This is a genomic window from Micromonospora sp. ANENR4, assembly GCF_015354395.1.
Lineage (GTDB): Bacteria > Actinomycetota > Actinomycetes > Mycobacteriales > Micromonosporaceae > Micromonospora > Micromonospora aurantiaca.
Genome location: NZ_JADKYQ010000010.1, coordinates 117393 through 144273, shown reverse-complemented (window position 1 = coordinate 144273; position 26881 = coordinate 117393). Strand labels below are relative to the sequence as shown.

Sequence of the window (26881 nt, the reverse complement as noted above, 5' to 3'; positions counted from 1 at the left end):
CGGGATCACGGGCAGTTGAGCGGGAGATCCAGTGTGGGCCGGGGATCGTCGATCACCGCGTCGGGGCCGCAGTCACCCTCGTCCCAGCCGGGGCCGCCGACCAGGGTGTCCACGCCCTTGTCGCCGAAGAGGTAGTCGTCGTTGCTGCCGCCGTCCACGCGGTCGTTGCCGTCCAGCGCGCTGGGCCCGATGAAGCGGTCCCCGTGGATGGTGTCGGCGCCACCGTCGCCGTGGAGGTTGTCGTTGCCCAGGTCGCCCCAGATGTCGTCGCCGTGAAAGCCGCCGTAGACGATGTCGTCGCCGGTGTTGGCCTTGATGTCGTCGTTGCCGGCGAGGCCGCAGATGATGTCGTCGTAGACGCTTCCGACGATGACCTCGCGAGCGGGCGTGCCGATGATGAACTCCCGGTTGTTGCTGCTGGTGCTGACGTAGACCCCGACGGCGTCCATCCTGGTGTATCCGGCCGGCACCGGAAACCCGGAGTAGGGGCCGCAGTCGGGGGGGACGATGTAGGCCGCCGACGCCGGGGTGGCGCCGCCGGCCAGGCCCGCGGCGGCCAGGACGAGCGCCCCGGCCACCGAGGCGGCGGTACGGGCGGTGGAGAGGTACCGGTGTGACATGACGCTTCTCCCTTGCGGTTGATGTGTACGAGAAGCGTCACCGGCGAGCGTTCAGCGGACGTGCAGCAAACGTGCAGCCCGCCCGCCTCAGCGTCGATCTTGGAGTTGTGGCGCCTCGAAGGTCGCACATGTCCGGTTCGCGAACCACCACAACTCCAAGATCGGCGGAGCGGGGAGCGGTGAGTTCGCCGAGGGGGCGCGGTCCTACCTCTGACGGCCCGACTCTGGAGGTTTCATGTCCGACACGCTGACCCGCCGCGAGCTGTGGGCGCTCGCGCACGCCGAGCGCGCCGCCCTGGCCGACGACCTCGCCGATCTCGACCCGGCGCACTGGGCCCGGCCCTCGCTGTGCGGCAGGTGGACGGTGCAGGAGACGCTCGCGCACATGACGGCGGCGGCGAGCGTCGGCCGCGTCCGGTGGCTCGCCAGCGTGCTCGGCGCCCGGTTCGACTTCGACCTGCACAACGACCGCCGGCTGGCCGAGCACCGCGGCGCCGGCCCGGGGGAGACGCTGGACCGGTTCCGCCGGATCATCGGCAGCACCACGTCGACGTTCGGGCCGACCGAGGCGTGGCTCGGTGAGGTGGTCGTGCACGCCCAGGACATCCGGCGTCCGCTCGGCCTGACGCGGACGCCGTCGGTCGAGGCCGTCACGCCGGTCGCCCGGTTCTACGCCGGGCGGGACTTCACGGTGGCCGGGCGCAGCGCGATCGAGGGCCTGCGGGTGGAGGCCACCGACGGGCCGTTCACCGCCGGCGCCGGCCCGCTGGTCAGCGGCACCACTGTCGCGCTGATGATGGCGATGGCCGGGCGGGCCGCGTACTGCGACGACCTCACCGGCCCCGGCGTGCAGACGCTGCGGGAGCGGTGCGCGCCCGCCTGACCGAGGCCGATGACCCGGGGGCGGGCCCGGTCACGACCGCGGCAGCGTCAGGATCTCCGCGCCGTCGTCGGTGATGGCGATGGTGTGCTCGCTGTGCGCGGTACGGCAGCCGGTCGCGCTGCGCAGCGTCCACCCGTCGGCGTCGGTGACCAGCGTGGCGGTGTCCGCCATGATCCACGGCTCCAGCGCCAGCAGCAGCCCGGGCCGCAGTGTGTAGCCGCGACCGGGCCGCCCGGTGTTCGACACGTGCGGGTCCTGGTGCATCGTCGACCCGACGCCGTGGCCGCCGAACTCGGTGTTGACCGTGTAACCGGCTCCGGCGAGGACCGAGCCGATGGCGTACGAGAGGTCGCCGACGCGGGCGCCGGGGCGGGCCGCGGCGATCCCGGCCTGCAACGCCCGTTCGGTCGCTTCGATGAGCGCGACGCTCTCCGCGGGCCGGGTGTCACCGACGACGAAACTGATCGCGGAGTCGGCCACCACCCCGCCCAGGGAGACGGCCAGGTCGAGGCTCAGCAGGTCGCCGTCGGCGAGCGTGTAGTCGTGCGGCAGCCCGTGCAGCACCGCGTCGTTGACCGAGGTGCAGATGTAGTGGCCGAACGGGCCGCGCCCGAACGACGGCTCGTAGTCGACGTAGCAGGACTGCGCCCCGGCCTCGGCGATCATGCGCTGGGCCTGCCTGTCGATGTCGAGCAGGTTGGTGCCGACGGTGGTGCTGCCGCGCAACGTCTGCAGGATGTGGGCGACCAGGGCGCCGGTGTCCCGCGCCCGCCGGACGTCGGTGCGGCTCAGGATCTCGATCATGCAGGCGCCTTCCTCGCAGAACCAATAAGTATCCCGGCCATGTTATCCCGGTATTAGAATCCTGGCATGGTCCGGTTGCCCCTCACCCCCGCCGAGGTCGAGCGCGGGCAACGCCTCGGCGCGCTTCTGCGCCGCGCCCGGGGTGAGCGTTCGATGCTGCTCACCGCGCTCGACGCCGGAGTCTCCCCGGAGACCCTCCGGAAGATCGAGTCCGGCCGCGTCGCCACGCCGGCGTTCCCCACCATCGCCGCCATCGCCGACGTCCTCGGCCTCTCCCTCGACGAGGTGTGGGCCGAGATCAACCGCTCCGACACCGCGGTGCGTCTCGCGCCGTCGGAGCAGCGCCTGGCCTCGTAGCGCGCCCTGTCGGCGAGGAGAACATACCGAGTATGTAAGCTCCGTCGCATGCCGCCCTCGCGTCGCGCCGTCGCGCTTGTCGTACCCGTCGCCGGTTTCCTGCTCGGTTTCCTGGACTTCGTCTGGATCAAGTGGGTGCCGTTCCCCTTCGCCGAACTCGGCAACTCCACCGCCACCTGGGCGGTGGCCGCGTTCGCGCTCGGCTGGTGGATCCGGGCGGGCGCGGTGCGCGCCGCCGTGGCCGCCGGCGTCCTGCTGATCGTCGCGGTGCCCAGCTACTACCTGGCGGCGACGCTGCTCCAGGGCGACGACATCGCCGTGATCTGGGCGCTCACCTCGTTCGTCTGGATGGCGTTCGGCGTGGTGGCGGGCGTGGTGTTCGGCGTCGCCGGAATCTGGGCGCGGACGCAGGGATGGCGGCGCGTCGTCGGGGTCGCGCTGCCGGTGGCCGTGTTCGTCGAGGAGGCGCTGCGGTTCGCGCTGAAGTCACGGTCCGGTTATCCCGGAGCGTGGTGGAACGTGGCGATCGACCTCGCACTCGCCGCGCTGCTCGTGGTGCTGATCGGCCGGCCCGCCCGGGTGCGGCTGCTGGCCGCCGCGGTGGCGCTGCCGCTGGCCGCGGCGGGCGCGGTCACGTTCGCCGCCGTCGCGGGCTGACCTGTCCCGTCGGCCGGCGGGCCATCGCCGGCCGAGGACACGGGCCGACCAGGGCAGCGGGCCACCGCGCCGGCCGAGGCGGCGAGCGGCCGGCCCGACCGGGGTCGGCGACAATGACCCGAGTAAGGCGTGGTCCGGACGACGGGGGAGGAAACGGATGATCCGACGACAGGTGCTCGCGGCGGCGATGCTCACGGCGACGGCTCTGGTGGCCGGCTGCACGAAGGACCGGCCCGAAGCCGCACCGCCCACCAGCGCCCCGGCCGCATCCACCGCCACGGCCACGCCGAGTGCCACACCGAGCGCCGAGCCGGTGCCCGCGCCGGCCGAGCTGGCGGCACTGGAGCGGCGCTTCGGCGCCCGGATCGGCGTCTTCGCCCTCGACACCGGCACCGGCCGTACCCTCGCGCACCGGGCCGACGAGCGGTTCGCGTACGCCTCGACCTGCAAGGCCCTCGCCGCCGGCGCGATGCTGGCCGCCACGTCCGACGCCGACCGGGACCGGGTCGTCCGCTACCGGCGCGCCGACCTGGTGGCGCACTCCCCGGTGACCGAACGGCACGTGGAGACCGGCATGACGCTGCGGGACGCGGCCGAGGCAGCGGTGCGGTACAGCGACAACACCGCCGGCAACCTGCTGTTCGACGCGCTCGGCGGCCCGGCCGGCTTCGCACGGGCACTCCGGGACGTGGGCGACCAGGTCACCCGGCCCGCCCGCACCGAGCCGGAACTCAACGCGGCCACGCCCGGCGACGAGCGCGACACCAGCACGCCCCGCGCGCTGGCCGGCTCGCTGCGGGCGTACACGCTGGGGGAGACCCTGCCGCCCGCGGACCGCGACCTGCTGCTGGGCTGGATGCGGGCCAGCACCACCGGCAGCGGGCTGGTCCGGGCCGGCGTGCCGGCCGGCTGGCAGGTGGCGGACAAGTCCGGCACCGGCGGGTACGGCACCCGCAACGACATCGCCGTGGTGTGGCCGCCGGACCGGGCGCCGATCGTGCTGGCGGTCATGACCAGTCACGACAGCCGCGACGCGAAGCCCGACGACACCCTGGTCGCCGCGGCCGCGCGGGCGGCGGTGACCGCGTTGCGCTGACCGGAGGCCCGGCTCAGGGGATCGGCCACTCGTGCACGGGCCGGTTGCTGTGCATCAGGTCGACGTAGTGGCGGACCACCTCGCGCAGCGCCGCCGGCCGGTCCAGGTGGTCGGCCGACTCCAGCCGGTGCAGCGTCTCCACCTGCCACGTCGCGCCGTTGCGGCCGGTCAGGCAGCGCTGCTCGACGATGCCGAGCAGCCGGTCCCGCTCGGCCGGGTCCAGGCCCCACCGGTCCAGCCCGTGGTGGGCCATCGGCAGCAGCCGGCGCAGCACCAGCTCGGTCACCGGCAGATAGCCCAGCCCCGGCCAGTACACCTGGGCATCGATGCCGTGCCGGGCGCAGGCGTTGAAGTTCTCCTCGGCCGCGCTGAACGACATCTGCGACCACAGCGGACGGTCCGACTCGGCGAGCGCCCGCACCAGGCCGAAGTAGAACGCGCCGTTCGCGACCGTGTCCAGCACCGTCGGCCCGGCCGGCAGCACCCGGTTCTCCACCCGCAGGTGCGGCCGGCCCTTGAGCACGTCGTAGACCGGCCGGTTCCACCGGTAGATGGTGCCGTTGTGCAGCCGCAGCTCGGCCAGCTTCGGCACGCCGCCGCTGTGCAGTGTGGCCGCCGGGTCCTCCGGGTCGCACACCGGCAGCAGCGCCGGGAAGTAGCGGACGTTCTCCTCGAACAGGTCGAACACCGAGGTGATCCAGCGTTCGCCGAACCACACCCGGGGGCGTACGCCCTGGGCCTTGATCTCCTCCGCCCGGGTGTCGGTGGCCTGCTGGAACAGCGGCACCCGGGTCTCGCGCCACAACTCCCGGCCGAAGAACAGCGGGGAGTTCGCGCCGAGCGCCACCTGGATGCCGGCGATCGCCTGCGCGGCGTTCCAGTAGTCGGCGAACTGCGCCGGGCTGACCTGGAGGTGGAACTGGGTGCTGGTGCACGCCGCCTCGGGGGTGATCGTGTCGGCGGTGGTGGCCAGCCGCTCCACCCCGCTGATCGCGATCGGCAGGTCCTCGCCGCGGGCGGCGAAGATCTGCTCGTTGAGCAGCGCGTACCGGGGATTGGCCGACAGCGTCTCGGCGGTCAGGTGCTCCGGGCGCAGCGTCGGCAGGATCCCGACCATCACCATGTGCGCGCCCACCGTGCGGGCCTTCTCCTCCGCGGCGTTCAGGCTGGCCCGGACGTGCTCCTCGAACGCCGCGGTGCCGGTGCCGGCGAGCCGCCGCGGCTCGACGTTGATCTCCACGTTGAACTGGCCCAGCTCGGTCTGGAACGCCGGGTCGGCGATCGCCTCCAGCACGTCGGCGTTGCGCATGGCCGGGTCGAAGCCGTCGTCGACCAGGTTCAGCTCGATCTCCAGGCCGGTCATCGGCCGCTCCACGTCGAACCGGGACTCGCGCAGCATCTCGGCGAACACGTCCAGGCACCGCCGGACCTTCTCGCGATAGCGGGCCCGGTCCTCCCGGCTGAAGGTACGCACGCCGACGTCCTCGCCCATGGTCACCACCCTGTCACCGTTGGTTCTCCCCAACCTCGCACGGAGTGGCGGGTCAGGAAAGGCCCGGAGGCCCTTTTCTGTACCCCGTGGTGGCCCCGGTGATCCCCGTCGCGGGGCTGCGGGTTCCGTCCGGGCGGCCCGGCCCGGACGGCTAGCATGGCCGCCGACGGCGAAGGGGAGTGGCGGAATGCGCGACGGGTGGATCCGGGCGTTCGTGGTGGCGGCGTTCGCCGAGGGATGCTCGTGGGCGGCGCTGCTGGCCGGCATGGCGGTCAAGTACGGCCCGCCGGGCAACGAGATCGGCGTGAAGATCTTCGGCCCCATCCACGGCGCGTTGTTCGTGATCTACGGCCTGCTGGCGCTCGTGGTGGCCCGGCGGCGCCGCTGGACGCTCGTGCAGACCGGGCTGGCCCTGGTCAGCGCGGTGCCCCCGTTCGCCACAGTGCTGTTCGAGCGCTGGGCGAGCCGCCGGGGCCTGCTCGACGCGCCGGCGCCGGTGGGAAAGCCGCTCACCCCCGCCGGTCGCTGACCGCGGCGACGTCCTCCGCGAGGAAGCCGGCCAGCACGTCGGTCAGCTCCCGCGGCGCCTCCTCGGCCATGTGGTGCCCGGACGGGATCGACGCGGTCCGCACGTCGTCGGCCCAGTCGCGCCAGATCGCGGCCGGGTCGCCGTAGAGGTCGACCATGTCGTCGCGCTCGGACCAGGCGAACAGCACCGGGCAGCCGATCCGGCGCCCGGCGGCCCGGTCGGCGTCGTCCGCCGCCCGGTCCGGCCCGAGCCCGGCCCGGTAGTCCTCGCACATGGCGTGCACAGTCGCCGGGTCACCGATGGCCCGCCGGTAGTCGGCGTACGCCTGCTCGCCCATCTCCTCCGGTGACCCGCCGTACCAGGCGTCCGGGTCGGCGTTTATGACCCGCTCGGCCGGCTTGGCGAGCTGGCCGAGGAAGAACCAGTGCCACCAGCGGGCGGCGAACCGGGCGTCGCAGCGGGCCAGCGCCTCACCGATCGGCACCCCGTCCAGCACACCGAGGCGGCTCACCCGGTCCGGGTGGTCCAGGGCGGTCCGCATCGCCACGTACGCGCCGCGGTCATGACCGATCACTGCGGCCCGGCGGTGGCCGAGCGCGTCGAGCAGCCCGACCACGTCGGCGGCCATCGCCCGCTTGGAGTAGACGGTGTGCTCCGGGTCGCTCGGCGGCTTCGACGAGCCGCCGTAACCGCGCAGGTCCGGGCAGATCACCGTGTGTCGCGCGGCCAGCCGCGGCGCCACCCGGTGCCAGGTCGCATGGGTACGCGGGTGCCCGTGCAGCAGCACCACCGGTGGCCCGGAGCCGCCGTGGCGTACGCGCAGGCGGACCGCGCCGACGTCGATCTCGGTGAGTGTGAAACCGGGGAACATGGCCGCAGCGGTGCCCGCCACCGGCGGCCGGGAAACCTAGGTGAGCGCCGAGCAGGCGGCCACGCCGAACAGCAGCACGGCGCCCAGCATCGCCTGGAGCAGCAGCGCCGGACCCAGGTGCGACCAGAGCGTGGCCGTACGCGGGGTGAGCAGCTGCCCGGTGGTCAGGTTGACGATCCGCTCGATCCGCGGCGGCAGGTCCTCGTCGCGTTGCGCCCGCAGCGCGAGCTGGACGTGGTCGCCGGGGTGCAGCGCGCTCTGCGGCAGGTGGCCGTGCAACTCGACCTCGACCAGCCGGCCGGTGGCGTCGCGGACCCGGACCGGGGTGACCAGGAACTCCGGCCCCTTCTTCAGCTCCTTGAAGCTGCGCCGGGCCCCGCCGCCGCCACTGCTGAGCAACGCGCGCACCACCTTCAGCAGCAGCCCCACCACCCCCGCGGCGGTGAGCACCGCGACCAGCGCGGGCTGCCCGACCCGGACCTCCCGGGCGTAACCCTCCATCAACCGGACCAGACGCCCGGTGACGACGCGTTCCGTCGGGTGGACGACGCGTCGGGTGTACAACTCCGTATCCATGTTCACCACCGAGAGTCCCGTGCCGTGCACAGATGGTATCGGCCCTTCGGGTTGAACGACGTGAATGAACGGTGGTCACGCCCGGGCGGCCGGCAGGTGAACTCCGCCGGGGCGCGGGTATGCGTGCGGCCGAGCCGGAAAGGGGTCGAGCATGCAGCTGTCCTTCCTGCGCCCGCTCTACGACCGTCCCGGGCCGTGGTGCTCGGTGTACATGGACGCCTCCCGCGACACCCAGGACGCGCGAGCGCAGGTCGACCTGCGCTGGCGGGCCCTCAAGGGCGACCTGCTGGGGCAGGGCGCCGACCCGGTCACCGTCGAGGCGGTGGAGGAGGTCGTCCGCCGGCACCAGCCGATGCCCGGCGACTACGGCATCGCCGTGTTCGCCAGCCGGGGCCGCGTGGTGCTCACCGAGTACCTGTCCGCACCGCCGCTGCGTGACCTGGCGAGCTGGTCGGCGCTGCCGCACACCATGCCGCTCGTGGCCCAGCGGGGCGAGCAGGTGGCCTGGGTGCGGGTGCTGGCCGACCGTACCGGCGCGGACGCGATGGCGGTCAGCGCCGGCGGGGTGCCCCGGCGGGCCCAGGTGCAGGGCGGGCAGAGCCGCCAGCTGCGCCGGGTGCAGCCGGGCGGCTGGTCGCAGTCCCGCTACCAGCGCGCCGCGATGGAGGCGTGGCACCAGAACGCCGGTGACGCCGCCGCGGCCACCGCCGACCTGGCCGAGCGCGTCGGCGCGGACGTCGTCGTGGTGGCCGGGGACGTCCGGGCCACCGGCATGATCGCCGCCCAGCTCCCCGCCCGCTGGCAGGACGTGCTGGTGCGCACCGACGCGGGTGCCCGCGACGTGGGCGCCGACGACACGCTGATGGACGACATCACCGTGCAGACCGTCGCCGAGGTCGCCGACCGGCGGATCGCCGCCGCGCTGGACCGCTTCGGCGTCCAGGAGGACGTCGGCGCCGGGCTCGACGCCGTGGTCTCCGCGCTGCAACGCAACCAGGTCGACACCATGCTCATCGTGGACGACCCGTCGGCCGACGGCGAGCTGTGGGTGGGCCCCGAGCCGACCGAGATCGCCACCGACCCGGGGCAGCTGGCCGGCATGTCGGTGGCCGACCCCCAGCGGGTACGCGCCGACGCGGCACTGTTGCGCGCGCTGATCGGTACCGACGCGGACCTGACGGTGCTCGCGCCCGAGGAGGCGCCGGAGCTGACCGACGGGGTCGGCGCGGTGCTGCGCTACGTCGACGCGAGCACGCCGGGGCGGGGTAATGGCTGAGCGCATCGTCGCCGACCTGGTGGTCGAACGCCTGCGGGCCTGGCGGGTGCCGCGGGTGTTCGGCTGTCCGGGCGCGGCGATCGCCCCGCTGGTGGGCGCGCTCGACGACGCGGGCGGGGATCCGGTCTTCGTCCCCGCCCGGCACGAGGAGACCGCCTCGTACATGGCCACCGGGCACGCGAAGTTCACCGGCGGCGTCGGGGTGTGCCTGGCGACCCAGGGTCCGAGCGCGGTGCACCTGCTCAACGGGCTCTACGACGCCAAGCTCGACAGCAAGCCGGTGGTCGCGATCATCGGCGAGGACGTCACCGGCCCGCTCGGCGGCGCGCACGAGGAGATCGGGTTGAGCCGCCTCTTCGGCGACGTGTGCAACCAGTTCGTCCGCTACGGCCGCAGCCCGGAACAGGTGCCCGCGCTGCTCGACCAGGCGTTCCGTACCGCTGCGGCGACCCGCAGCCCGACCTGCGTGGTGCTGCCGCGCGCGTTGCAGGTCACCGCCGTACCGGACCTGCTGCCGCAGACCGCCGGGGTGGTCACCGCGACGCCCGGCGAGCCGCTGGCCCGTGTGCTGCCGCACGACGCCGACCTGGACGCCGCCGCCTCGCTGCTCGGCAACGGGCGGCGGGTGGCGATGCTCGTCGGCCAGGGCGCGCACGGCGCGGCCGAGGAGATCGTCGCGCTCGCCGACCGGCTCGGCGCGGGCGTGGCCACGTCGCTGCTGGGCAAGCCGGTGCTCGACGAGCGGCTGCCGTTCCACACCGGCGTGCTCGGCGAGGTCGGCACCACCGCCGCCGCGCAGCTCATGGGCTCCTGCGACACGCTGCTGATGATCGGCACCAACGATCCGTGGACCGACTGGTTCCCGATGCCGGGCCAGGTACGCACCATCCAGATCGACATCGACGGCCGGCGCATCGGCACCCGCTACCCGGTGGACGTGCCGCTGGTCGGCGACGCCGCCGAGACGCTGCGGGCGCTGCTGGCCCGGGTGTCGGAGAATCCCCACCGCGAGTGGCGCGGCATGGTGGAGAAGATGGTGGACCGGTGGCGTGAGGCCGCCGCCGAACGCGCCGCCACGCCCGCCGATCCGGTCGACCCGCGGCTCGTGCTGCGTGAGCTGTCCACCCGGCTGCCCCGGCACGCCGGCGTCGCCGTCGACGTCGGTTCGGTCGTCTACTGGTACGCCCGGCACCTGGAACTGCCGCCGGGGGTGCAGGCCCGGCTGTGCGGCACGCTCGGCTCGATGGGCTGCGCCCTGCCGTACGCGGTGGCGGCCAAGCTGGCCCGCCCGGACGAGCCGGTGCTCGCGCTGCTCGGTGACGGCGCGATGCAGCTCAACGGCCTGGCCGAGCTGATCACTGTGGCGCACCACTGGACGCGGTGGCGCGATCCGCGGCTGATCGTGCTGGTGCTGAACAACAGGGACCAGTCCGGCGTCGGCGGCGGCCGGTCACCGGGGGAGCGGGGGCCCGAGGTGCCGTACGCCGGGTGGGCCCGCCTGCTCGGGCTGCACGGCGTCCGGGTGGACCGGCCGGACCTGGTCGGACCCGCCTGGGACGAGGTGCTGGCGGCCGACCGGCCCGCCGTCCTGGAGGCGGTGGTGGACCCGGCCGTGCCGCTGGACGCGCCCGAACCGGCGCTGGCCGACCTGCGCGGCCTGGTGGCCGACGGGGACGCGGCCCGCCGGGTGCGGGAGCGGGTGATCCAGACCGAGGCCATCGCGGCCGACGAAGTCGTTTAGCGGCATCGGGGCGGGGCACTGCGACCGGGCGCAACCGTCCCGGGAGGTCACCATGTCCGTCGCCGCCGACAGCCGTTACGGCCCCGCTCCGCTGCCCGCGGCGCGCGGGCCGGTCTCCGCCGCGCTGCTGGCCGCGCTGCGCGGCGCTCCGCGCGAGCTGCCGGGCGGGCTGGGCGCGGGGTTCGGCGCGCTGGCCGCGCCGCTGACCGACGACGACCTCCAGCTCACTCTGTTCCTCTGCTACGAGCTGCACTACCGGGGCTGGGCCGGCGTGGACGAGGCGTGGGAGTGGGAGCCGTCGCTGCTGGCGCTGCGCGTCCGCGCCGAGCGGCCGTTCGAGGCGGCGCTGCGGGAGCTGGCCGGCCCGCCGCCGGCGGTGCTGCCGGCCGGCGTGCCTGGTGCACTGGCCGATTTGGTGGCGGCCGACGACGGCCCGCCGCTGGCCGCCACGCTGCAACGCCGCGCGGATCTCGACCGGTTCCGCGAGTTCGTCGTCCACCGTTCGATCTACCACCTGCGCGAGGCCGACCCGCACAGCTGGGCGCTGCCCCGGCTCGGCGGCCCGGCGAAGGCGGCGCTGGTGGAGATCCAGACCGACGAGTACGGCAACGGCCGGCTGGACCTGATGCACGCCGAGCTGTTCCGCACCACGATGGACCGGCTCGGCCTGGACACCGGCTACGCCGCCCACCTGGACCGGGTGCCGGCGGTGACGCTGGCGACGAACAACCTGATGTCGCTGTTCGGCCTGCACCGACGGCTGCGCGGCGCGCTGCTGGGGCACCTGGCCGCGTACGAGATGACCTCGTCGCTGCCGAACCGCCGCTACGGCAACGGACTGCGCCGGCTCGGCTTCGACGCGGTCGCCACGCGCTTCTACGACGAGCACGTCGAGGCCGACGCCGTGCACGAGCAGATCGCCGCGTACGACATGTGCGGCGGGCTGGTACGGGCGGAGCCGGCGCTCGCGTCCGACGTCCTGTTCGGGGCCGCCGCCGCGCTGGCGCTGGACGCCCTGTTCGCCGCGCACCTGCTCACCGCCTGGTCCGCCGGCGAGTCGTCCCTGCGCCCGCGAGCCGAGGCCCTGGCCGCAGCCTGACCCGCCCCGCCCCGCCCCTCGCGATCTTGCAGTTCGGGCCCTCAGGATGCCCGTTTCGCTACGTTTGAAGGGTCGCAAAGTGCAAGATCGCGGGGGAAGGGGCGTGGGGGTCAGGGTGAGCGGTCGCTGCCGGCCCGGAAACCGGCCACCTTGTGCGTGCCGTCGCAGAACGGCTTGATCGCGCTCTTACCGCACCGGCACAGCGCCACCGTGCCCCGGCGCGTCTCGATCGGCTTGCCCTCGGGCGTGACGAGCGCGAAGTCGCCGCGTACCAGCAGTGGTCCGTCCCGGTACGGGGTGATGGTCGCCGCCGGGGTGCTCTCGTCGTCGGGCATGCGCCGTGCAGTGCCCGTCCCGGTCCGGCCCAAACCCGCCCGCGACGGCGGGCACGCGGCGCGACGGCGTACCTGGGTGTGGCGGGCGGTGCCGGTACCGGGCGGGCCTTGGTCCTGACCCGTGGGGAGATGCCCCGTTTAGACCCCAGAGGGACGGGAAGCCGGGCCGCGTGGTGAGCGAACGAGTCGAACGGGCCGGCGGTGCGGGCCTGCCCGTGGAGCGGGTGGTGGCGGCCGGCAGTGCAGCCCGGATCCTGGTCGCCGCGACCGCCCGGGCGCTGCGCGGCGACGACTGCGGCGACCTCGGCCACCCGGGCGCGCTGTCCCGCCTCACCGGCGCGCCCGAGCCGGTCCGCCGCGCCGCCACCCTCCGGGCCGCCGGGCGGGCGGCGCTCACCGCCGGCCAGATCGCCGCCGTGGACGCCGAGCGGGTCGCCGGATGGTTCGCCGATCAGTACCCGGAGCGGCGCTTCCCCGGCGTGGTGCTCGGGTCGCCGCACGGCGCCGCCGTCCACCTCGCGGCGGCGCTCGGCGTGCCCTGGCTCCCGGCCGGGTTCGAACTGGCCGGGCAATGGGCCCGGGGGGCGGTGGACCGCCCCGACGCCGCGTACGCGCACGGCGCCACGCTGGCCGCCCGGCTGCTCGACGGCAACCCGCGCGTGCACGTCCGCCAGGTGCACTGCCCGGCCAGCCGGGGCGCGGTGGCCGGCGCGGCGGTGACGTTCGCGGTGCGCTGGCGCACCCTGCCGGAGGCGTACGCGCGCTTCCTGGCCGACCGGCTGGAACCGGCCGCGCCGGTGCTGCTGCTGCACGACGCCCGCACCTGGCCGGTCCGCGACGGCGGCGACGGGCACAGCTTCCAGGCCGGCTGCCCGGCCGGCGGCCTCGACCCGGTCGACTTCCACCCGGACGCCCGCGCGCTCGGCCAGGTGCTGCGCGCCGCCGGCGGCGACGAGACGCGCTGGGCGGCGCCGGAGGTCACGGTGGCGGGCGCGTTCGCCGAACACGGCGTGGAGTCCGGTTTCGAGCACGACGCCCGCTGTCTCGGCGACCGGTACGGGCATCCGCTGCACCGGGTGGTCGTGCCGCAGCCGGACGCGCTGAGCGCGGTGACCGCCGACCTGTACCGGCGCTGGCTGCGACGGGCCGGCAAGACCGGCAACCGGCTGGTGGTGGAGTGCGGCCGGCTGCTCGACCCGGCGCAGGTGCTGCGGGCCGGCCTGGTGCCGTACTGGTGCGAGAACGCCACCGCGCGGCGGGTCGCCGGCGTCGAGTGGTGGCTGGCCGGCAGCGAGCCGTTCACCTCGGTGGATGTGCTGCCCGAGCCGCCCGGCCTGCGCTCGCCCGCGTCCGCGGGGCTGCCCCAGTGGCTGGCGGTGGCCGGCTTCGGGCGCAAGCGGCGGGCCCTGGACCGGGGCGCCGCGCGCGGCTACCCGGTCGCCTCGGTACCCACCCGACGTGCCACGGAGGTGTTGCGCAACCAGCCCTGCGACCTGCCCGCACCACCGCCGCTGCGGATGGCCGAGGCCCTCACCGCGCTGCGGGACGCGGGCGCACACCAGGGCCTGCTGGTCTCCTGAACCGCCGCCGGGACCGGCTGCTGGCCAACCTGGCGAAACTTCCTCGCGATCCTGCGGTCCGTGATTGAGTACCTACGGAGCGGGAAGACCGCTCGCCGCGAAACGGCCCACGACGCCGTGCGGCGGGCAGCCACCGCTTTCGACGTATCCGTCACGTAACCCAACTTCCTCACCCGGTGCGTGGTCCGACCACGCGCACGACCGGTTCCGACCGGGCGGGGGCTCTTCGGCGAGGGGGCGCGGATGTTCGGACAGACCACCACACCCACACCACCGACCACCGACCGGGGTCTGGAGGACCTGGACGCGGCGGCGCTCGCGTACGCGGCCCGGATCGAGGGCCTGCCACCGGAGCGGCGGCAGGAGGCGCGGGACGACCTGGTCCGGTTCGCCCTGCCGTTCGCCGGCCGGCTCGCCCGCCGCTACCGCGGGCGCGGTGAGCCGCTGGAGGACCTGGAACAGGTGGCCCGTCTCGGCCTGGTGAACGCCGTCGACAGGTACGACCCGGAACGCGGTTCGTTCACCGCGTACGCGGCCATCACCATCGTCGGCGAGATCAAACGGCACTTCCGCGACCGCACCTGGGGCGTGCACGTGCCGCGCCGGTTGCGGGACCTGATCCTCGAGGTGGGACAGGCGACGGCGACGCTGACCAGCGAGCTGTCCCGCGCGCCCACGGTGGCCGAGCTGTCCGCCCGGCTGGAGACGCCGGAGGAGGAGATCCTCGCCGCGCTGGAGTCGGCCGCCGGCTACAGCCCGGCGTCGCTGAACGCGCCGGTGGGCGGGGAGAGCTCGGCCGAGTTCGGCGATCTGGTCGGTGAGTCCGACCACGCGTTGGAGTCCGTCGACGACCGGGTCACCGTCAGCGGCCTGCTGCACCGGCTGCCCTGGCGGGAGCGCCGCATCCTGGCGATGCGCTTCTACGGCAACCAGACCCAGGCGGAGATCGCCGCCCGGTTCGGCATCTCGCAGATGCACGTGTCCCGGCTGCTGTCGCGGGCGCTGACCTGGCTGCGTCAGGCGATGCTGGCCGAGGCGCCGCCGCCCTGGCAGAACGGCGCGGCCGAGGCCGAACCGGGCAAGGCGCGGATCTCGGTGAAGCAGAACGGCGACCGGGTGGTCGTCGAGGTCGGCGGCGAGGTGGACCGGGCCGGCGCGGACCAGTTGCGCCGGGCCGTGCTCCAGGCGGTCACCGGGCAACCCCGCGAGGTGGTGGTCGACCTGGTGGGTGCCGGTGGCTTCGACGCCGGCGGGATCGCCGCGCTGATGGCCGGCCGGGAGGCCGCCGCGCGTACCGGCGTGCCACTGCGGCTGACCCGGGTGCAGCCGGCGGTGCGCCGATCGCTGGCCGCGGCCGGACTGCCGGCCGCCGACTGACCCCACCGCACGTACCGCGCCGGCCCCCCACCACGGGAGCCGGCGCGAGGCGTACGACGAGCGGGCCGGCGCCCGACGGCGCCGGCCCTCCTGCGATGTCTCAGTTCTCCGGGGTGTCCCCGTGCCCGCGCGGGTGCCGCCACCTGTCGTTCGGCTGCTCGTCGCGCTCGGCGTTGAGCGCGCTGCCCTCGGGCTCGTCGGTCTCCTCGAAGCTGGGCCGGCGCACCTCCTCCGGCTCCGGCACCTCCACCGGACGGGCGCCGGACTGCGGCGCGGGCTGGTAGTCCACCGCCTCGCGCGCGCCGTACGCGCCGCCGGCCGATGGCGACTCCGGCACGTGCCGCTCGTGGTGCAACTCCTCGCTGAAGCTCTGCGGCGGTTTCGTGGTGCGCTGCGGCAGGTCCCGGCCCAGGTCGGACACGAGCGGGCCGTACTTGAGGTCGAACGCGGGCCGCTCGGAGCGGATGCGCGGCATCCGGTCGAAGTTGCGCAGCGGCGGCGGGCAGGTGGTGGCCCACTCCAGCGAGTTGCCGAAGCCCCAGGGATCGTCCACGGTGACCATCGCGCCGTACCGCCACGACTTCCAGATGTTCCAGATCACGAACAGGGTGGACGCGCCGAGGACGAACGAGCCGATGCTGGAGATCGTGTTCAGCGTGGTGAAGCCGTCGCCGGGCAGGTAGTCGGCGTACCGGCGGGGCATGCCCTCGTTGCCCAGCCAGTGCTGCACCAGGAAGGTGGCGTGGAAGCCGATGAACATGGTCCAGAAGTGCATCTTGCCGAGCCGCTCGTCGAGCAGCCGCCCGGTCATCTTCGGGAACCAGAAGTAGAGCCCGCCGAACGCGGCGAACACGATCGTCCCGAACATAACGTAGTGGAAGTGCGCCACCACGAAGTAGGTGTCGGTGACGTGCCAGTCCACCGGCGGGCTGGCCAGCAGCACCCCGGTCAGGCCACCGAGCAGGAACGTCACCAGGAAGCCGACGGCGAACAGCATCGGCGTCTCGAACGTGATCTGTCCCTTCCACATGGTGCCGATCCAGTTGAAGAACTTCACCCCGGTCGGCACCGCGATCAGGAAGCTCAGGATGCTGAAGAACGGCAGCAGCACCTGACCGGTGGCGAACATGTGGTGCGCCCAGACCGTCATCGACAGCACCGTGATGGCGATGGTGGCGAGCACCAGGCCGGTGTAGCCGAAGATCGGCTTGCGGGAGAACACCGGGATGATCTCGGTGATGATGCCGAAGAACGGCAGCGCGATGATGTACACCTCGGGGTGACCGAAGAACCAGAACAGGTGCTGCCAGAGCATCGGCCCGCCGGTCGTCGAGTCGTACACGTGCGAGTGCAGCAGCCGGTCCGAGGCCAGCGCCATCAGCGCGGCCGCCAGCAGCGGGAACACGAAGATCACCAGGACGCTGGTGAGCAGCGCGTTCCAGGTGAAGATCGGCATCCGGAACATGGTCATGCCCGGGGCGCGCAGCGTCACGATCGTGGTGATCAGGTTGACCGCGCCGAGGATCGTGCCCAGGCCGGACACGGCCAGGCCGACCACCCACAGGTTTCCGCCGACGCCGGGGGAGTGCTGCGAGGTGCTCAGCGGCGTGTACGCGGTCCAGCCGAAGTCCGCCGCGCCGGCCGGGGTGGCGAACCCGCCCACGACCATCAGCGCGCCCAGGAAGTAGAGCCAGTACGCGAACGCGTTCAGCCTGGGGAACGCCACGTCGGCGGCGCCGATCTGCAGCGGCACCAGGTAGTTGGCGAACCCGAAGAACAGCGGGGTGGCGAACAGCAGCAGCATCACCGTGCCGTGCATGGTGAACATCTGGTTGTACTGCTCCGGGGAGACGATCTGCATCCCCGGCCGGGCCAGCTCCGCCCGGATGATCAACGCCAGGATCCCGCCGACGATGAAGTATCCGAACGACGTGACCAGGTACAACAGGCCGATCTGCTTGGCGTCGGTGGTGCGCAGCAACCGCCACAGCGCGTTGCCCTTCACCGCCTCCCGTACGGGCCCGGGGAATCCCCCGAACCGGGCCGGCGCGAGGATCGCGGGCCCCCGGTCTCGTGCCGGTTCCGTGACTACCCGCTTGGGCATGGCTTCTCACCCCGTGTGACGACAGACAGGACGGGCGGGCGTACCCGGCCCTCTGCCCATGTAACCAGGCGAGAGCGGAGAATTCGGTCAATTAGCCGGGAGCATGGCCCAGACGACCTTGCCGGCGCCGACCGGCGTGCTGCCCCAGCGCTGGGTCAGCTCGCGGACCAGCATCAGCCCGCGGCCGCCCTCCGCACGCGGGTCACGGCTGCTCGCGGCGCGCGCGTCGGCCGGGCTGCCGTCCATCACCGCCACCCGCAGGTACGGCCGGCGCAGCGTCAGCGTCACCTGCATCGGGGTGCCGGCGTGCCGCACCACGTTGCCGACCAGCTCGCTGAGCACCAGCGATGCCGGGCCGGCCAGCTCCGGCACGTTCCACCTGCCGCACGCCTCGGTGACCAGCTCCCGGGCCCGCCGGCAGGCGCCGGCGACCGGCTCCAGCCGGGCCCGCAGCCGGGGTGCCGCATCCGCGCCGGCCAGCGCGGTGGCCTCGGCGCAGTCCCGGCGCACCGGCACCACCCGGCAGGCGGTGGTCTCGTTCAGCCACGCTGCCGTCTCGGCGCAGGGAGCGGCGAGCACCATCGGCACCGCCGGCCAGTCGGCGGCCCGGCGGGCGGCGGCGGCGAAGACGGACAGCGCCAGCGGCTCGCCGACCTCGATCTCCTCCAGGTCGACCACCAGGGCGTCCGGCTGCGCGGCGAGGCAGCTGTCGAGCACCTCGTGCACCGCGCGCATCGTGCCCAGGTCGAGCGCTCCGGCCAGCCGTACGACAGTGACCGGCGACTCGTCGCGGACCTCGCACCTGATCCGGGTCACCATCGCCGCCTCGTTTCCTTCTCGTCGGGGAGGGTCGCCCTCGTCGGGGGAGGGCCGCCCGGCCGGGGCGGTCGCCGCCGTCCACAGCCGGAGGACTACGGACGTACCCGCGCCCCGGACCGGCGAAACCGGGCATCGGGGCCGCCGGGGCGCAGGTCAGCGGCGCTCCCCGCGCCGCGACGCGAGCAGCCCCAGCGCCAGCATGGCGGCGCCCAGCAGCAGGTGCAGCCACGAGTCGGCCCGGTTGACCGCGAGCGCGTTCGCCGTGTCGCGCCGGTCGACCGCCAGCCCGTAGAGCCACAGCGCCAGGTAGACCGCGCCGGCGCCGACCAGGAACGCGCGGGCGCCGCTGACGGTACGGGCCAGCACCAGCCCGGCCACCCCCAGCACCAGGTGCACCAGGTTGTGCACCACCGAGACCTGGAACACACCGAACAGCCGGGCGCCGGAACCCGGCCCGGCGACGCGCAGATCCGCGAAGTGGCTGGTGACGCCCGGCACGAAACCCAGCGCGCCGAGCAGCAGCAGGAGCACGGCCAACCCCGAGGCGACCCGGCGTACCGGCGCCCGCCCGTCGGCCGGGTTGCGCCGCGCCCGGGAGTGCGCCATCGAATTCGTCACGCCGGCCTCCTCGCCACCGCGGGAAGCGCCGGTTTCCCGCGGCCGGCGGGGGCAAACGCCGGCCCGGCCGCGCGGGACGGCCGGGCCGGTGGACGTGCTCGCGAGGGATCAGGCGGGCTGCAGCGGCTTCGTCGCGCCCGCCCGGACCCGGTCGTACAGCTCCACGTACCGCTGTGCCATCCGGGCCGGGGTGAACCGCCGGGCCGCCTCCCGCCGGCACTCGGCCGGCTCCAGCCCGTCGGAGGCGAGCACCAGGTCACCCAGCTCCCGCTCGTCGCCGGTGAGCAGGCCGGTGCGGCCGTGCTCGATCAGCTCCGGCAGGCAGCCGCGGGAGGTGGCCACCACCGGCGTACCGAGTGACAGCGACTCGACCACCGCCGTGCCACCCGGCTCCTCCCAGCGCAGTGGGAACAGCGACGCCCGCGCGGAGGCGACCAGGTCGTCGCGCTCCCGGCCGGCGACCGTGCCGACCCAGCGCACCCGGTCGCCGTCCACGTGCGGCGCGACGTGGTCGTAGAAGAAACGCACGTCCGGGTTCTGCCGGGCCTCGTCGCCGGCCGCGGCCAGATCCTCCGGGCGGTGGTACGGGCCGACCGGCCCGGCCAGGACCAGCCGGAAGCCGGTCTCCTGCGCCAGCCGGGCGCCCAGGTCCTGCCCCTTGCCCGGGTTGATCCGGCCGAGGATCACCACATGGTCGCCCTTCGCCACCGGCGCGTGCCGGTCCGCGTCCACGGCGAGCGGGGTGGACAGGTGCACGTGTCCCACCGAGTGCGCGCGCAGCGCCTCCGGCGCGCGGGCCAGCTGCGAGGCGGACACGCCGTTGACCCGTACCCGTTCGCCGCCGTCGAGGTTGCCGTACAGCTCCGGGTGCTTGGCGAGGTCCCAGTGCAGCGTGTGCAGCACCGGCGGGGCGTCCGGGCCCATCGCGGCGAGCGTGGCCAGACCGACCGCCTCCACGTGGTCGTGCACCAGGTCGATGTCGTCGCGGGCGTGCAGCGCCCGCACCACCTCGGACAGGTGCGCCTGGGAGACGCCGCAGACCTGGTTGTACGGCCGCTGCAAGGCGTGGAACTGGCCGTCCGGGAAGACCGCGATCCGCTCGTCCACCGGCAGCGTGCTGCTCTCCACCGAGGCCAGCACCACCCGCACGCCCAGCCGGCGCAGCTCCGGCACCAGCGTGGCGATCACGTTCTCGATCCCGCCGTAGCCGGGCGGCGGCACGGACAGCCACGGCCCGGCGTTCATCAGCACGGTGAGCGTCATGCGCTGTCCTCTCCGGTGTTCTTGCTGTTCATGCGGCCGCCACCCGGCGGCGGGGAAGGCGGTTGCGCATCTGCGCCAGCGGCGGGCGTTCCTGCACCGACACGTCGTTCACGACGATCTCGCGGTCCAGATTGGGCAGCGCCTCGGAGCCGCCCCGGCGGAACTGGGTCAGCAGCGCGGTCGGCGCCACCCCCGGCGCCGCCCACCCGCGCCGCTGCAGCCGCGACCAGGCGGTCAGCATGATCTGCGCGGACATCCGGCCCAGCGCGGCGGTGTCCTGGTGCCGGTGCTTGCGCTCACCCAGGTCGACCTGGGCCAGCGCGTCCAGCCCGACCAGCTCCAGCAGGTCGATCAGCATGGCCGTCTCGACGCCGTACCCGGTGACGAACGGCACCCGCTCCAGCACCTCGCGGCGGCCGGCGTACTCGCCCGCGAGCGGCTGCACGAAACCGGCCAGCTCCGGCCAGAACAGGTTCAGCAGCGGCCGGGCCATCAGCTCCGTCACCCGCCCGCCGCCGTCGGGCTCCACACTTGTCGCACCGACAAGCGGCCGGTGGTAGAACCCCTTCACGAACTCCACGCTCGGGTCCGTCAGCAGCGGCCCGAGCAGCCCGGTCACGAAGTGTGGCCGGAACTCGCGCAGGTCGGCGTCCACGAACGCGACCACGTCCCCCTCGGCGGCGGCCAGCCCGGCCCAGAGCGCGTCGCCCTTGCCGGCCAGCCGGGGCAGCCCGCGCGTCATCGCGTCCTGGCTTACCACCTCGGCGCCGGCCGCGCGCGCCACCTGCGCGGTCCGGTCCGTGGACCGGGAGTCCACCACGATCAGCTCGTCGACGAGCGGCACGCGGTCCATCAGGTGTTCCCGGACGGTCGACACGATCGCGCCGACTGTCGCCTCCTCGTTGCGGGCCGGCAGCACCACGCTGACCCGGCTCGCGCCCTTGGCCCGGACCAGTCGTCGCGCCGGCCAGTCGGCGGCGGTGCTGGTGCGATACGTGGCCCACGCCTCCACCACAGGTGAGACGGTCGAATCTGATTCCCGCACGGGCACCCCCCATTAGTGGTGGAATCGCGAACCATGGTTTTCCCAATCCCGCATCTGCGCTAACCGGATCTTGCCTAACAACCTGATCACCAGGTGCGTACCGGGCGGTTCCGGGCAGATGAACGTTGCGTTGCGCCCCCCGGCGGCGTTTCGCGCGCGGCCGCCGGGGGGAGTGGTGACCGAAGTCTTCCAGTCGTGGCGAGAGGGTTGGTCGGATGCGTACCTGCCGGGTGGGACTAGTCGGAGCCGGTGGGGTGGCGCAACGCCACGCCCGGGTGCTCACGGGCTTCGAGGACGTGGAGCTGCTCGGTGTGACGGACGTCGCGCCGGACGCGGCGGGGGCGCTCGCCGGCACGTACGGCGGGCGGGTGTTCCGCGACGTGGACGAGCTGCTCGCGGCCGGCCCGGACGCGGTGTACGTGTGCGTGCCGCCGTTCGCGCATGGCCCGGTCGAGGAGGCGGTGGTCGCCGCCGGCGTGCCGATGTTCGTGGAGAAGCCGGTGGCGATCGACCTGGAGACCGCCGAGCGGGTCGCCGCGCTCGTGGAGCAGCGCGGGCTGCTCACCGGCGTCGGCCACCACTGGCGCTACCTGCACGTGGTGGAGGAGGCCCGGCGGCTGCTCGCCGGCCGTCCGGTGCGGATGGTCAACGGCGCCTGGCTGGACAAGGTGCCGCCGGTGGCGTGGTGGGCGCGGCGGGACCGCTCCGGCGGCCCGGTCGTCGAGCAGGCCGCGCACGTGCTGGACCTGGTCCGGCTGCTGGCCGGTGAGGCGGTCGAGGTGACCGCGTACGGCGACGGCACCCCGCCGCCGGTCGACGGCGCCGACATCGACTCGGTGACCGCGGCCACGCTGCGGTTCGGCTCCGGCGCGGTCGGCACGCTCGCCGCGTCCTGCGTGCTGGGCTGGAAGCACCGGGCCGGCGTGGAGATCCTCGCCGACGGGCTGGCGATGTGGCTGGCCGAGGACGGCCTGACCGTGCGTGACGCCGACGGCGAGCGGCACGTGTCCGCCGACCCGGACGCCGCGCGGGTCGCCGTCGACCGGGCGTTCGTCGATGCCGTGTGCGGCCTCGGCGACGACGTGCGGGTGCCGTACGCCGAGGCGCTGCGCACCCACCGGCTGGCCCTCGCGGTGGCCGAGTCGGCGCGTGCCGGGCGGCCGGTGGCGCTGCCGACCGGCCCGGCGGCCCGGCTCACCGCGGCGGTCGCGGACGCGGGGGTGAGCGTCGATGCGTGACCGGGTGGTGGTGGTCGGCGGTCCCGGCCGGGTGGAGCTGGCCGAACTGGACGCGCCGGAGCTGCGCGAGGGCACGTTCCGGGTGGAGACGCTCTACAGCGGTGTCTCCGCCGGCACCGAACTGAGCTTCGTCAAGGGCACCAACCCGTACCTGCACGTCACCTGGGACGCCGCGCTCGGGCTGTTCCGCCCCGGGGAGGCGAGCACGCCGTACCCGGTGACCCGGCTCGGCTACATGCAGGTCGGACGCGTGGTGGCCAGCCGTACCCCGGCCGTCGCGGTGGGCGAGGTCGGCGCCATGACGTACGGGCACCGCAGCGGCTGGGTGGCCGACCCGCTCACCGAACGGTTCGTGCCGCTGCCCGACGACCTGGATCCGCTGCTCGGCGTGTACGTCGCGCACATGGGCCCGATCTGCGCCAACGGGCTGCTGCACGCCGCCGCCGACCTGTGCGGCACCGACGTGCGCACGCTCGGTGACGGCGTACGCGGACGCCGGGTGGCGGTGGTCGGCGGCGGCGTGGTGGCGCTGCTGACCGCGTTGTTCGCCCGCCGGCACGGCGCCGCCTCGGTGGTGGTGGTCGACCCGACACCGGCCCGGCGGCAGGTCGCCGAGGCGCTCGGTCTGGACACGCTCGACCCGGACGCGGACGACCCGGCGGTGGTGCTCAAGACGCGGTGGAACCACGCGGCCGGGGACCGGGGTGCCGACGTGGTCTTCCAGTGCCGGGGGCAGGACTGGGCGTTGCAGCTCGCGCTGCGCCTGCTGCGCCCGCAGGGCACGGTGATCGACCTGGCGTTCTACCAGGCCGGTGCGGACGCGGTCCGGCTCGGCGAGGAGTTCCACCACAACGGGCTGTCGCTGCGCTGCGCGCAGATCGGCCGGGTGCCGCGCGGACTGGCCCCCACCTGGGACCGGGAGCGGCTGTCGGCGGAGACGGTGGAGCTGCTGCGCCAGTACGGCGACGTGATCCGCAAGCACCTGATCTCGGCGGTGGTCCCCCTGGACGAGGCCCCCACCCTGCTGACCGACCTCGCCGACCGCCGCCGCACCGAACTCCAGGTGGTCCTCACCCCCTGACCCCCCTCCCAGGGCGTCGATCATGAGGTTGACGGCGACAAAACGGACACGACATGCCGTCAACCTCATGATCGACGGAAGCGGGCGGACGGTGGGCGGGAGACGCGCGGTGGGCGGGGGTCACAATCGGCTCCGGTTCGCGTACCGTTGCCGCTCATGGGTGTGTCGCAACGGTTGAAGACCAGGTTCCGCCGGTTCCTCCAGCGCCCGGGGACGACAGTCGACCTGGCGCCGCTGGAGAAGCTGCTGCCGGCGATCGAGGCGCGCGAGGCGGACCTGGAGCAGCTCTCCGACGCCGAGCTGACCGAGGCCGCCGGCCGGGCCACGGGGTACGAGGAGATCTGCGCGATCGGCCGCGAGGCGGCCCGGCGCGGGCTCGACCAGCGCCCCTACGACGTACAGCTGCTCGGCGCGATGGCGCTGCTGTCCGGCAAGGTCGCCGAGATGGCCACCGGTGAGGGCAAGACGCTCACCGCCACGGTCGCCGCGTACGGCCACGTGCGGCTGGGCAACGGCCCGGTGCATGTGCTCACCGTCAACGACTACCTGGCCCGCCGCGACGCCGAGTGGATGACGCCCGTCTACGACCTGCTCGGCCTGACCGTCGGCTGGGTCAACGAGGCGTCCACGCCCGACGAGCGGCGTGCCGCGTACGGCTGCGACGTCACCTACGTTTCGGTCAGCGAGGCCGGCTTCGACTTCCTGCGCGACCAGCTCGTCACCGACCTGGCCGACCGGGTGCAGCCGGCGCTGAAGACCGCGATCGTGGACGAGGCCGACTCGATCCTGATCGACGAGGCCCGGGTGCCGATGGTGCTGGCCGGCGCGGTCGGCGGCGAGCAGGATCCGGTGCACGCGGCCGCCGCGCTGGTGCGCGGCCTGCGCAAGGGCAAGCACTACACGATCGCCGAGGACGGCCGCAGCGTCGCCTTCACCTCGGTCGGCCTGGCCACCGTCGAGGCCAAGCTCGGTGGCATCGACCTGTACGACGAGGAGCACGTCGGGCAGCTCTCCGCGGTGAACGTGGCGCTGCACGCGCACGCCCTGCTGCACCGCGACGTGGACTACATCGTCCGGGACGACTCGGTCGAGCTGATCGACGAGATGCGCGGCCGGGTCGCGCAGCGCCGCCGCTGGCCGGACGGGCTGCAGGCCGCGGTCGAGGCGAAGGAGGGCCTGGACGCCACCGCCGAGGGCGAGGTGCTGGGCACGATCACCGTGCAGGCGTACATCGCGCTCTACCCGACGGTCTGCGGCATGACCGCGACCGCGGTGCTCGTCGGCGACCAGCTCCGCGAGTTCTTCGGCCTCGAGGTCGCGGTGATCCCGCCGAACACCCCCTGCGTCCGCGAGGACGAGCCGGACCGGATCTACGCCACCCGCGCCGAGAAGGAGGAGGCGCTGGTCGACGAGATCACGCGCTGCCACGAGGCGGGGCGGCCGGTGCTGGTCGGCACGCTCGACGTCAAGGAGTCCGAGGGGCTGGCCGCCGCGCTCAACGCCGCCGGCGTGTCGTGCGTGGTGCTCAACGCCAAGAACGACGACGAGGAGGCCGGCATCATCGCGGAGGCCGGCGCGTACGGCGCGGTGACGGTCTCCACCCAGATGGCCGGCCGGGGCGTCGACATCCGGCTGGGCGGCAGCGACCAGGCCGACCGGGACCGGGTGGCGGAGCTGGGCGGCCTGTACGTGATCGGCAGCGGCCGGCACGACAGCCGCCGGGTCGACGACCAGCTCCGCGGCCGGGCCGGCCGGCAGGGCGACCCGGGCGGGTCGGTGTTCTTCGTCAGCCTGGAGGACGACCTGGTGGTCCGGCACGCCGGCGACACCGTGCCGGCCTCGCCCCGGATGAACGCCGACGGTCTGGTCACCGACCCGCAGGTCGACTACGCGGTGGAGCACGCCCAGCGGGTCGCCGAGGGCGTCAACCACGAGATCCACCGCAACACGTGGCGCTACAGCCAGGTGATCGAGCAGCAGCGCAAGGCGCTGGCCGAGCGCCGGGAGCGGCTGCTGACCAGCGACATCGCCGCGCTGATGCTGCTGGAGCGGGTGCCGGAGAAGGCCGGCGACATGGACGAGGACCTGCTCGCCGACGTGGCCCGCAAGATCGCCCTCTACCACCTGGACCGGCTCTGGGCCGACCACCTGGCCGAGCTGTCCGAGGTACGCGAGGGCGTGCACCTGCGGGCGCTGGGCCGGCTCGACCCGCTCGACGAGTTCCACCGCAGCGCGGTGCCGGCGTTCAACGCGCTGGTGCCCGAGATCGAGACGCGGACCGTGGCCACGTTCGAGGAGACCGAGTTCGACGAGGGCTGGGAGCCGGACTCGTCGAAGCTGGTGCGCCCGACCGCCACCTGGACCTACCTCGTGCACGACAACCCGTTCGGCTCGGAGCTGGACCGGCTGATCGCCTCGGTGGGTCGGCGGCTCATCTCCGGGTCGCGCTGACCCGCGCCGAAGGCCCCTTCCGGTGCGACCGGGAGGGGCCTTTTTGCGCGGTTTCGCCTGCGGTCTGCGAGGGTAGTAGGCCGGGGCCCGGCCACAGGAGGGACGGACATGGGACAGGCAACGGTGCCGGACGGGGAGACCGCGCGGACGCACGCGGGGACGGTGGAGGCCCCGGCCCGGTGAACCTCGACACGCGCCAACCCATGATCGACAACCTCGGTGTGCTGGAGACGGCCGCGCTGCTGCGCGAGCTGACCGCCGGCCTGATCGGTGCGGCCGGGTTCGACGAGGCGCTTGACCGCCTGGTCCGGATCGCCCGCGACGCCGTGCCGGGCGTGGACTGCTGCGGCTTCACCGCGCTGCGCGCCGGTGAGCCCGCCGGGGTGGCCGCCTCCGACCCGGACCGGGCCGAGCTGGACGACCTGCGGCACGGCCCGGACACACCGGCGATGACGGCGATCCGCCGCCGGGAGATGATCATCGCGGGCGGGTTGCCCGACGAGACGCGCTGGCCGGCCTGGAGCGAGCGGGCCCGCGCGCTGGGCGTGCACGGGGTGATCTCCGCCCCGGTCGACGTGGACGAGCAGGTGATCGGCGCGATCAACCTGTACGCGGAGGCGCCCGACGCGCTCACCCCCCGGCACCAGCTCACCGCGATGCTGCTCGCCGAGCACGCCGGTCTGCTGCTGGCCGCCGCGCGTGACCGCGAGCGGGCCGCCTCCCGGGCCGGTGAGATCGACGACTCGCTGCTGGCCGAGGGCGTGGTCGGGCAGGCCGTCGGCGTGATCATGACGCAGCGTGGCTGTCCCGCCCCGGAGGCCCTGCGGGTGCTGCGCAGCGCCGCGTCCTCGCTGGACATCCCGCTGCGCGAGGTGGCCGAGAGGCTCGTGCTGACCGTCTCCCGGCCCCGGGACAACTGAGCGACAGTCGTTTCACCCCGCGGCACCTCGGGTAGCACTCTGGACTGGT

At 74.0% G+C, this 26881-nt stretch carries 25 protein-coding genes; 14 read left to right on the top strand and 11 right to left on the bottom strand.

Annotated features, from left to right (window positions below; all coding sequences use genetic code 11):
• Window positions 1–5: 5 nt before the first annotated feature.
• Entirely contained in the window at window positions 6–620 is a 615-nt protein-coding gene (locus tag IRY44_RS19160) for a calcium-binding protein (protein WP_194801662.1), read from the bottom strand.
• A gap of 235 nt (window positions 621–855) precedes the next feature.
• Here IRY44_RS19160 and IRY44_RS19155 point away from each other — a divergent pair, with 235 nt between their 5' ends.
• A complete protein-coding gene (locus IRY44_RS19155) occupies window positions 856–1503 on the top strand; it encodes a maleylpyruvate isomerase family mycothiol-dependent enzyme (protein ID WP_194801661.1) in 648 nt (215 codons plus the stop codon).
• Between the two features lie 30 nt (window positions 1504–1533).
• Here the strand turns inward: IRY44_RS19155 and map are convergent, their stop codons facing one another.
• Window positions 1534–2307, bottom strand: a complete 774-nt coding sequence (gene map, locus IRY44_RS19150) for a type I methionyl aminopeptidase (RefSeq protein WP_194801660.1) — start codon at window positions 2305–2307, stop codon at window positions 1534–1536.
• Between the two features lie 66 nt (window positions 2308–2373).
• On the opposite strand from map, the gene IRY44_RS19145 reads away from it, so the two are divergent.
• The 3 genes from IRY44_RS19145 (at window position 2374) to bla (ending at window position 4417) form a co-directional block, all read left to right on the top strand.
• On the top strand, window positions 2374–2664 hold the full coding sequence (locus tag IRY44_RS19145) for a helix-turn-helix domain-containing protein (RefSeq protein WP_194801659.1): 291 nt from the start codon (window positions 2374–2376) through the stop codon (window positions 2662–2664).
• Window positions 2665–2712: 48 nt separating this feature from the next.
• Window positions 2713–3321, top strand: a complete 609-nt coding sequence (locus IRY44_RS19140; protein ID WP_194801658.1) for a DUF6518 family protein — start codon at window positions 2713–2715, stop codon at window positions 3319–3321.
• A 157-nt stretch (window positions 3322–3478) separates the two neighbouring features.
• On the top strand, window positions 3479–4417 hold the full coding sequence (bla, locus tag IRY44_RS19135) for a class A beta-lactamase (protein WP_194801657.1): 939 nt from the start codon (window positions 3479–3481) through the stop codon (window positions 4415–4417).
• Between the two features lie 13 nt (window positions 4418–4430).
• Here the strand turns inward: bla and IRY44_RS19130 are convergent, their stop codons facing one another.
• Window positions 4431–5909, bottom strand: a complete 1479-nt coding sequence (locus tag IRY44_RS19130) for a glutamate--cysteine ligase (protein ID WP_194801656.1) — start codon at window positions 5907–5909, stop codon at window positions 4431–4433.
• A 187-nt stretch (window positions 5910–6096) separates the two neighbouring features.
• Between IRY44_RS19130 and IRY44_RS19125 the strand changes: the two genes are divergently transcribed.
• Complete coding sequence (locus IRY44_RS19125) at window positions 6097–6438, top strand: DUF3817 domain-containing protein (RefSeq protein WP_194801655.1); 342 nt, start codon at window positions 6097–6099, stop codon at window positions 6436–6438.
• Here the strand turns inward: IRY44_RS19125 and IRY44_RS19120 are convergent.
• Window positions 6419–7309 carry an alpha/beta fold hydrolase gene (locus IRY44_RS19120; protein WP_194801654.1) on the bottom strand — a complete coding sequence of 297 codons (891 nt, stop codon included), beginning with the start codon at window positions 7307–7309 and terminating at the stop codon, window positions 6419–6421. The two genes, IRY44_RS19125 and IRY44_RS19120, sit on opposite strands and share 20 nt — an antisense overlap.
• A 36-nt stretch (window positions 7310–7345) precedes the next feature.
• Window positions 7346–7885, bottom strand: coding sequence for a hypothetical protein (locus IRY44_RS19115; protein ID WP_228532397.1), 540 nt, complete (start codon window positions 7883–7885; stop codon window positions 7346–7348).
• Between the two features lie 151 nt (window positions 7886–8036).
• Between IRY44_RS19115 and IRY44_RS19110 the strand changes: the two genes are divergently transcribed.
• From IRY44_RS19110 to IRY44_RS19100, 3 genes are read left to right on the top strand one after another with little or no spacing between them, the layout of a single operon-like run.
• The gene (locus tag IRY44_RS19110) at window positions 8037–9161 is read left to right on the top strand and encodes a Vms1/Ankzf1 family peptidyl-tRNA hydrolase (RefSeq protein ID WP_135239893.1); all 1125 of its coding nucleotides are present in this window, start codon (window positions 8037–8039) and stop codon (window positions 9159–9161) included.
• Window positions 9154–10902: a thiamine pyrophosphate-binding protein gene (locus tag IRY44_RS19105; RefSeq protein WP_194801652.1), complete on the top strand. Its 1749-nt coding sequence runs from the start codon at window positions 9154–9156 to the stop codon at window positions 10900–10902. The genes IRY44_RS19110 and IRY44_RS19105 overlap by 8 nt, the downstream gene beginning before the upstream one ends.
• A gap of 52 nt (window positions 10903–10954) precedes the next feature.
• A complete protein-coding gene (locus IRY44_RS19100; protein WP_194801651.1) occupies window positions 10955–12001 on the top strand; it encodes an iron-containing redox enzyme family protein in 1047 nt (348 codons plus the stop codon).
• A 110-nt stretch (window positions 12002–12111) separates the two neighbouring features.
• Here IRY44_RS19100 and IRY44_RS19095 read toward each other — a convergent pair whose 3' ends face one another.
• A complete protein-coding gene (locus tag IRY44_RS19095; protein ID WP_194801650.1) occupies window positions 12112–12336 on the bottom strand; it encodes a CDGSH iron-sulfur domain-containing protein in 225 nt (74 codons plus the stop codon).
• A gap of 170 nt (window positions 12337–12506) precedes the next feature.
• Between IRY44_RS19095 and IRY44_RS19090 the strand changes: the two genes are divergently transcribed.
• Window positions 12507–13916, top strand: a complete 1410-nt coding sequence (locus IRY44_RS19090; RefSeq protein ID WP_194801649.1) for a hypothetical protein — start codon at window positions 12507–12509, stop codon at window positions 13914–13916.
• 243 nt (window positions 13917–14159) lie between these two features.
• Window positions 14160–15293 carry a SigB/SigF/SigG family RNA polymerase sigma factor gene (locus tag IRY44_RS19085; protein WP_194801648.1) on the top strand — a complete coding sequence of 378 codons (1134 nt, stop codon included), beginning with the start codon at window positions 14160–14162 and terminating at the stop codon, window positions 15291–15293.
• Window positions 15294–15393: 100 nt separating this feature from the next.
• Here IRY44_RS19085 and ctaD read toward each other — a convergent pair whose 3' ends face one another.
• The 5 genes from ctaD to IRY44_RS19060 form a co-directional block, all read right to left on the bottom strand.
• The gene (gene ctaD, locus IRY44_RS19080; RefSeq protein ID WP_194801647.1) at window positions 15394–17397 is read right to left on the bottom strand and encodes a cytochrome c oxidase subunit I; all 2004 of its coding nucleotides are present in this window, start codon (window positions 17395–17397) and stop codon (window positions 15394–15396) included.
• 87 nt (window positions 17398–17484) lie between these two features.
• Entirely contained in the window at window positions 17485–18216 is a 732-nt protein-coding gene (locus IRY44_RS19075) for an ATP-binding protein (RefSeq protein ID WP_194801646.1), read from the bottom strand.
• A gap of 153 nt (window positions 18217–18369) precedes the next feature.
• Entirely contained in the window at window positions 18370–18822 is a 453-nt protein-coding gene (locus IRY44_RS19070) for a DUF4383 domain-containing protein (protein ID WP_228532438.1), read from the bottom strand.
• Window positions 18823–18942: 120 nt separating this feature from the next.
• Complete coding sequence (locus IRY44_RS19065; protein ID WP_194801644.1) at window positions 18943–20097, bottom strand: glycosyltransferase; 1155 nt, start codon at window positions 20095–20097, stop codon at window positions 18943–18945.
• 28 nt (window positions 20098–20125) lie between these two features.
• A complete protein-coding gene (locus IRY44_RS19060) occupies window positions 20126–21109 on the bottom strand; it encodes a glucosyl-3-phosphoglycerate synthase (RefSeq protein WP_269698087.1) in 984 nt (327 codons plus the stop codon).
• A 248-nt stretch (window positions 21110–21357) separates the two neighbouring features.
• Here IRY44_RS19060 and IRY44_RS19055 point away from each other — a divergent pair, with 248 nt between their 5' ends.
• The 4 genes from IRY44_RS19055 to IRY44_RS19040 all read left to right on the top strand — a co-directional run bounded on the left by IRY44_RS19055 (window position 21358) and on the right by IRY44_RS19040 (window position 26832).
• The gene (locus tag IRY44_RS19055) at window positions 21358–22380 is read left to right on the top strand and encodes a Gfo/Idh/MocA family protein (RefSeq protein ID WP_194801642.1); all 1023 of its coding nucleotides are present in this window, start codon (window positions 21358–21360) and stop codon (window positions 22378–22380) included.
• Window positions 22373–23461 carry a zinc-binding alcohol dehydrogenase gene (locus tag IRY44_RS19050; RefSeq protein ID WP_194801641.1) on the top strand — a complete coding sequence of 363 codons (1089 nt, stop codon included), beginning with the start codon at window positions 22373–22375 and terminating at the stop codon, window positions 23459–23461. The genes IRY44_RS19055 and IRY44_RS19050 overlap by 8 nt, the downstream gene beginning before the upstream one ends.
• 156 nt (window positions 23462–23617) lie before the next feature.
• Complete coding sequence (secA2, locus tag IRY44_RS19045; RefSeq protein ID WP_194801640.1) at window positions 23618–25912, top strand: accessory Sec system translocase SecA2; 2295 nt, start codon at window positions 23618–23620, stop codon at window positions 25910–25912.
• A 203-nt stretch (window positions 25913–26115) separates the two neighbouring features.
• The gene (locus IRY44_RS19040) at window positions 26116–26832 is read left to right on the top strand and encodes a GAF and ANTAR domain-containing protein (protein WP_228532436.1); all 717 of its coding nucleotides are present in this window, start codon (window positions 26116–26118) and stop codon (window positions 26830–26832) included.
• Window positions 26833–26881: the final 49 nt, after the last annotated feature.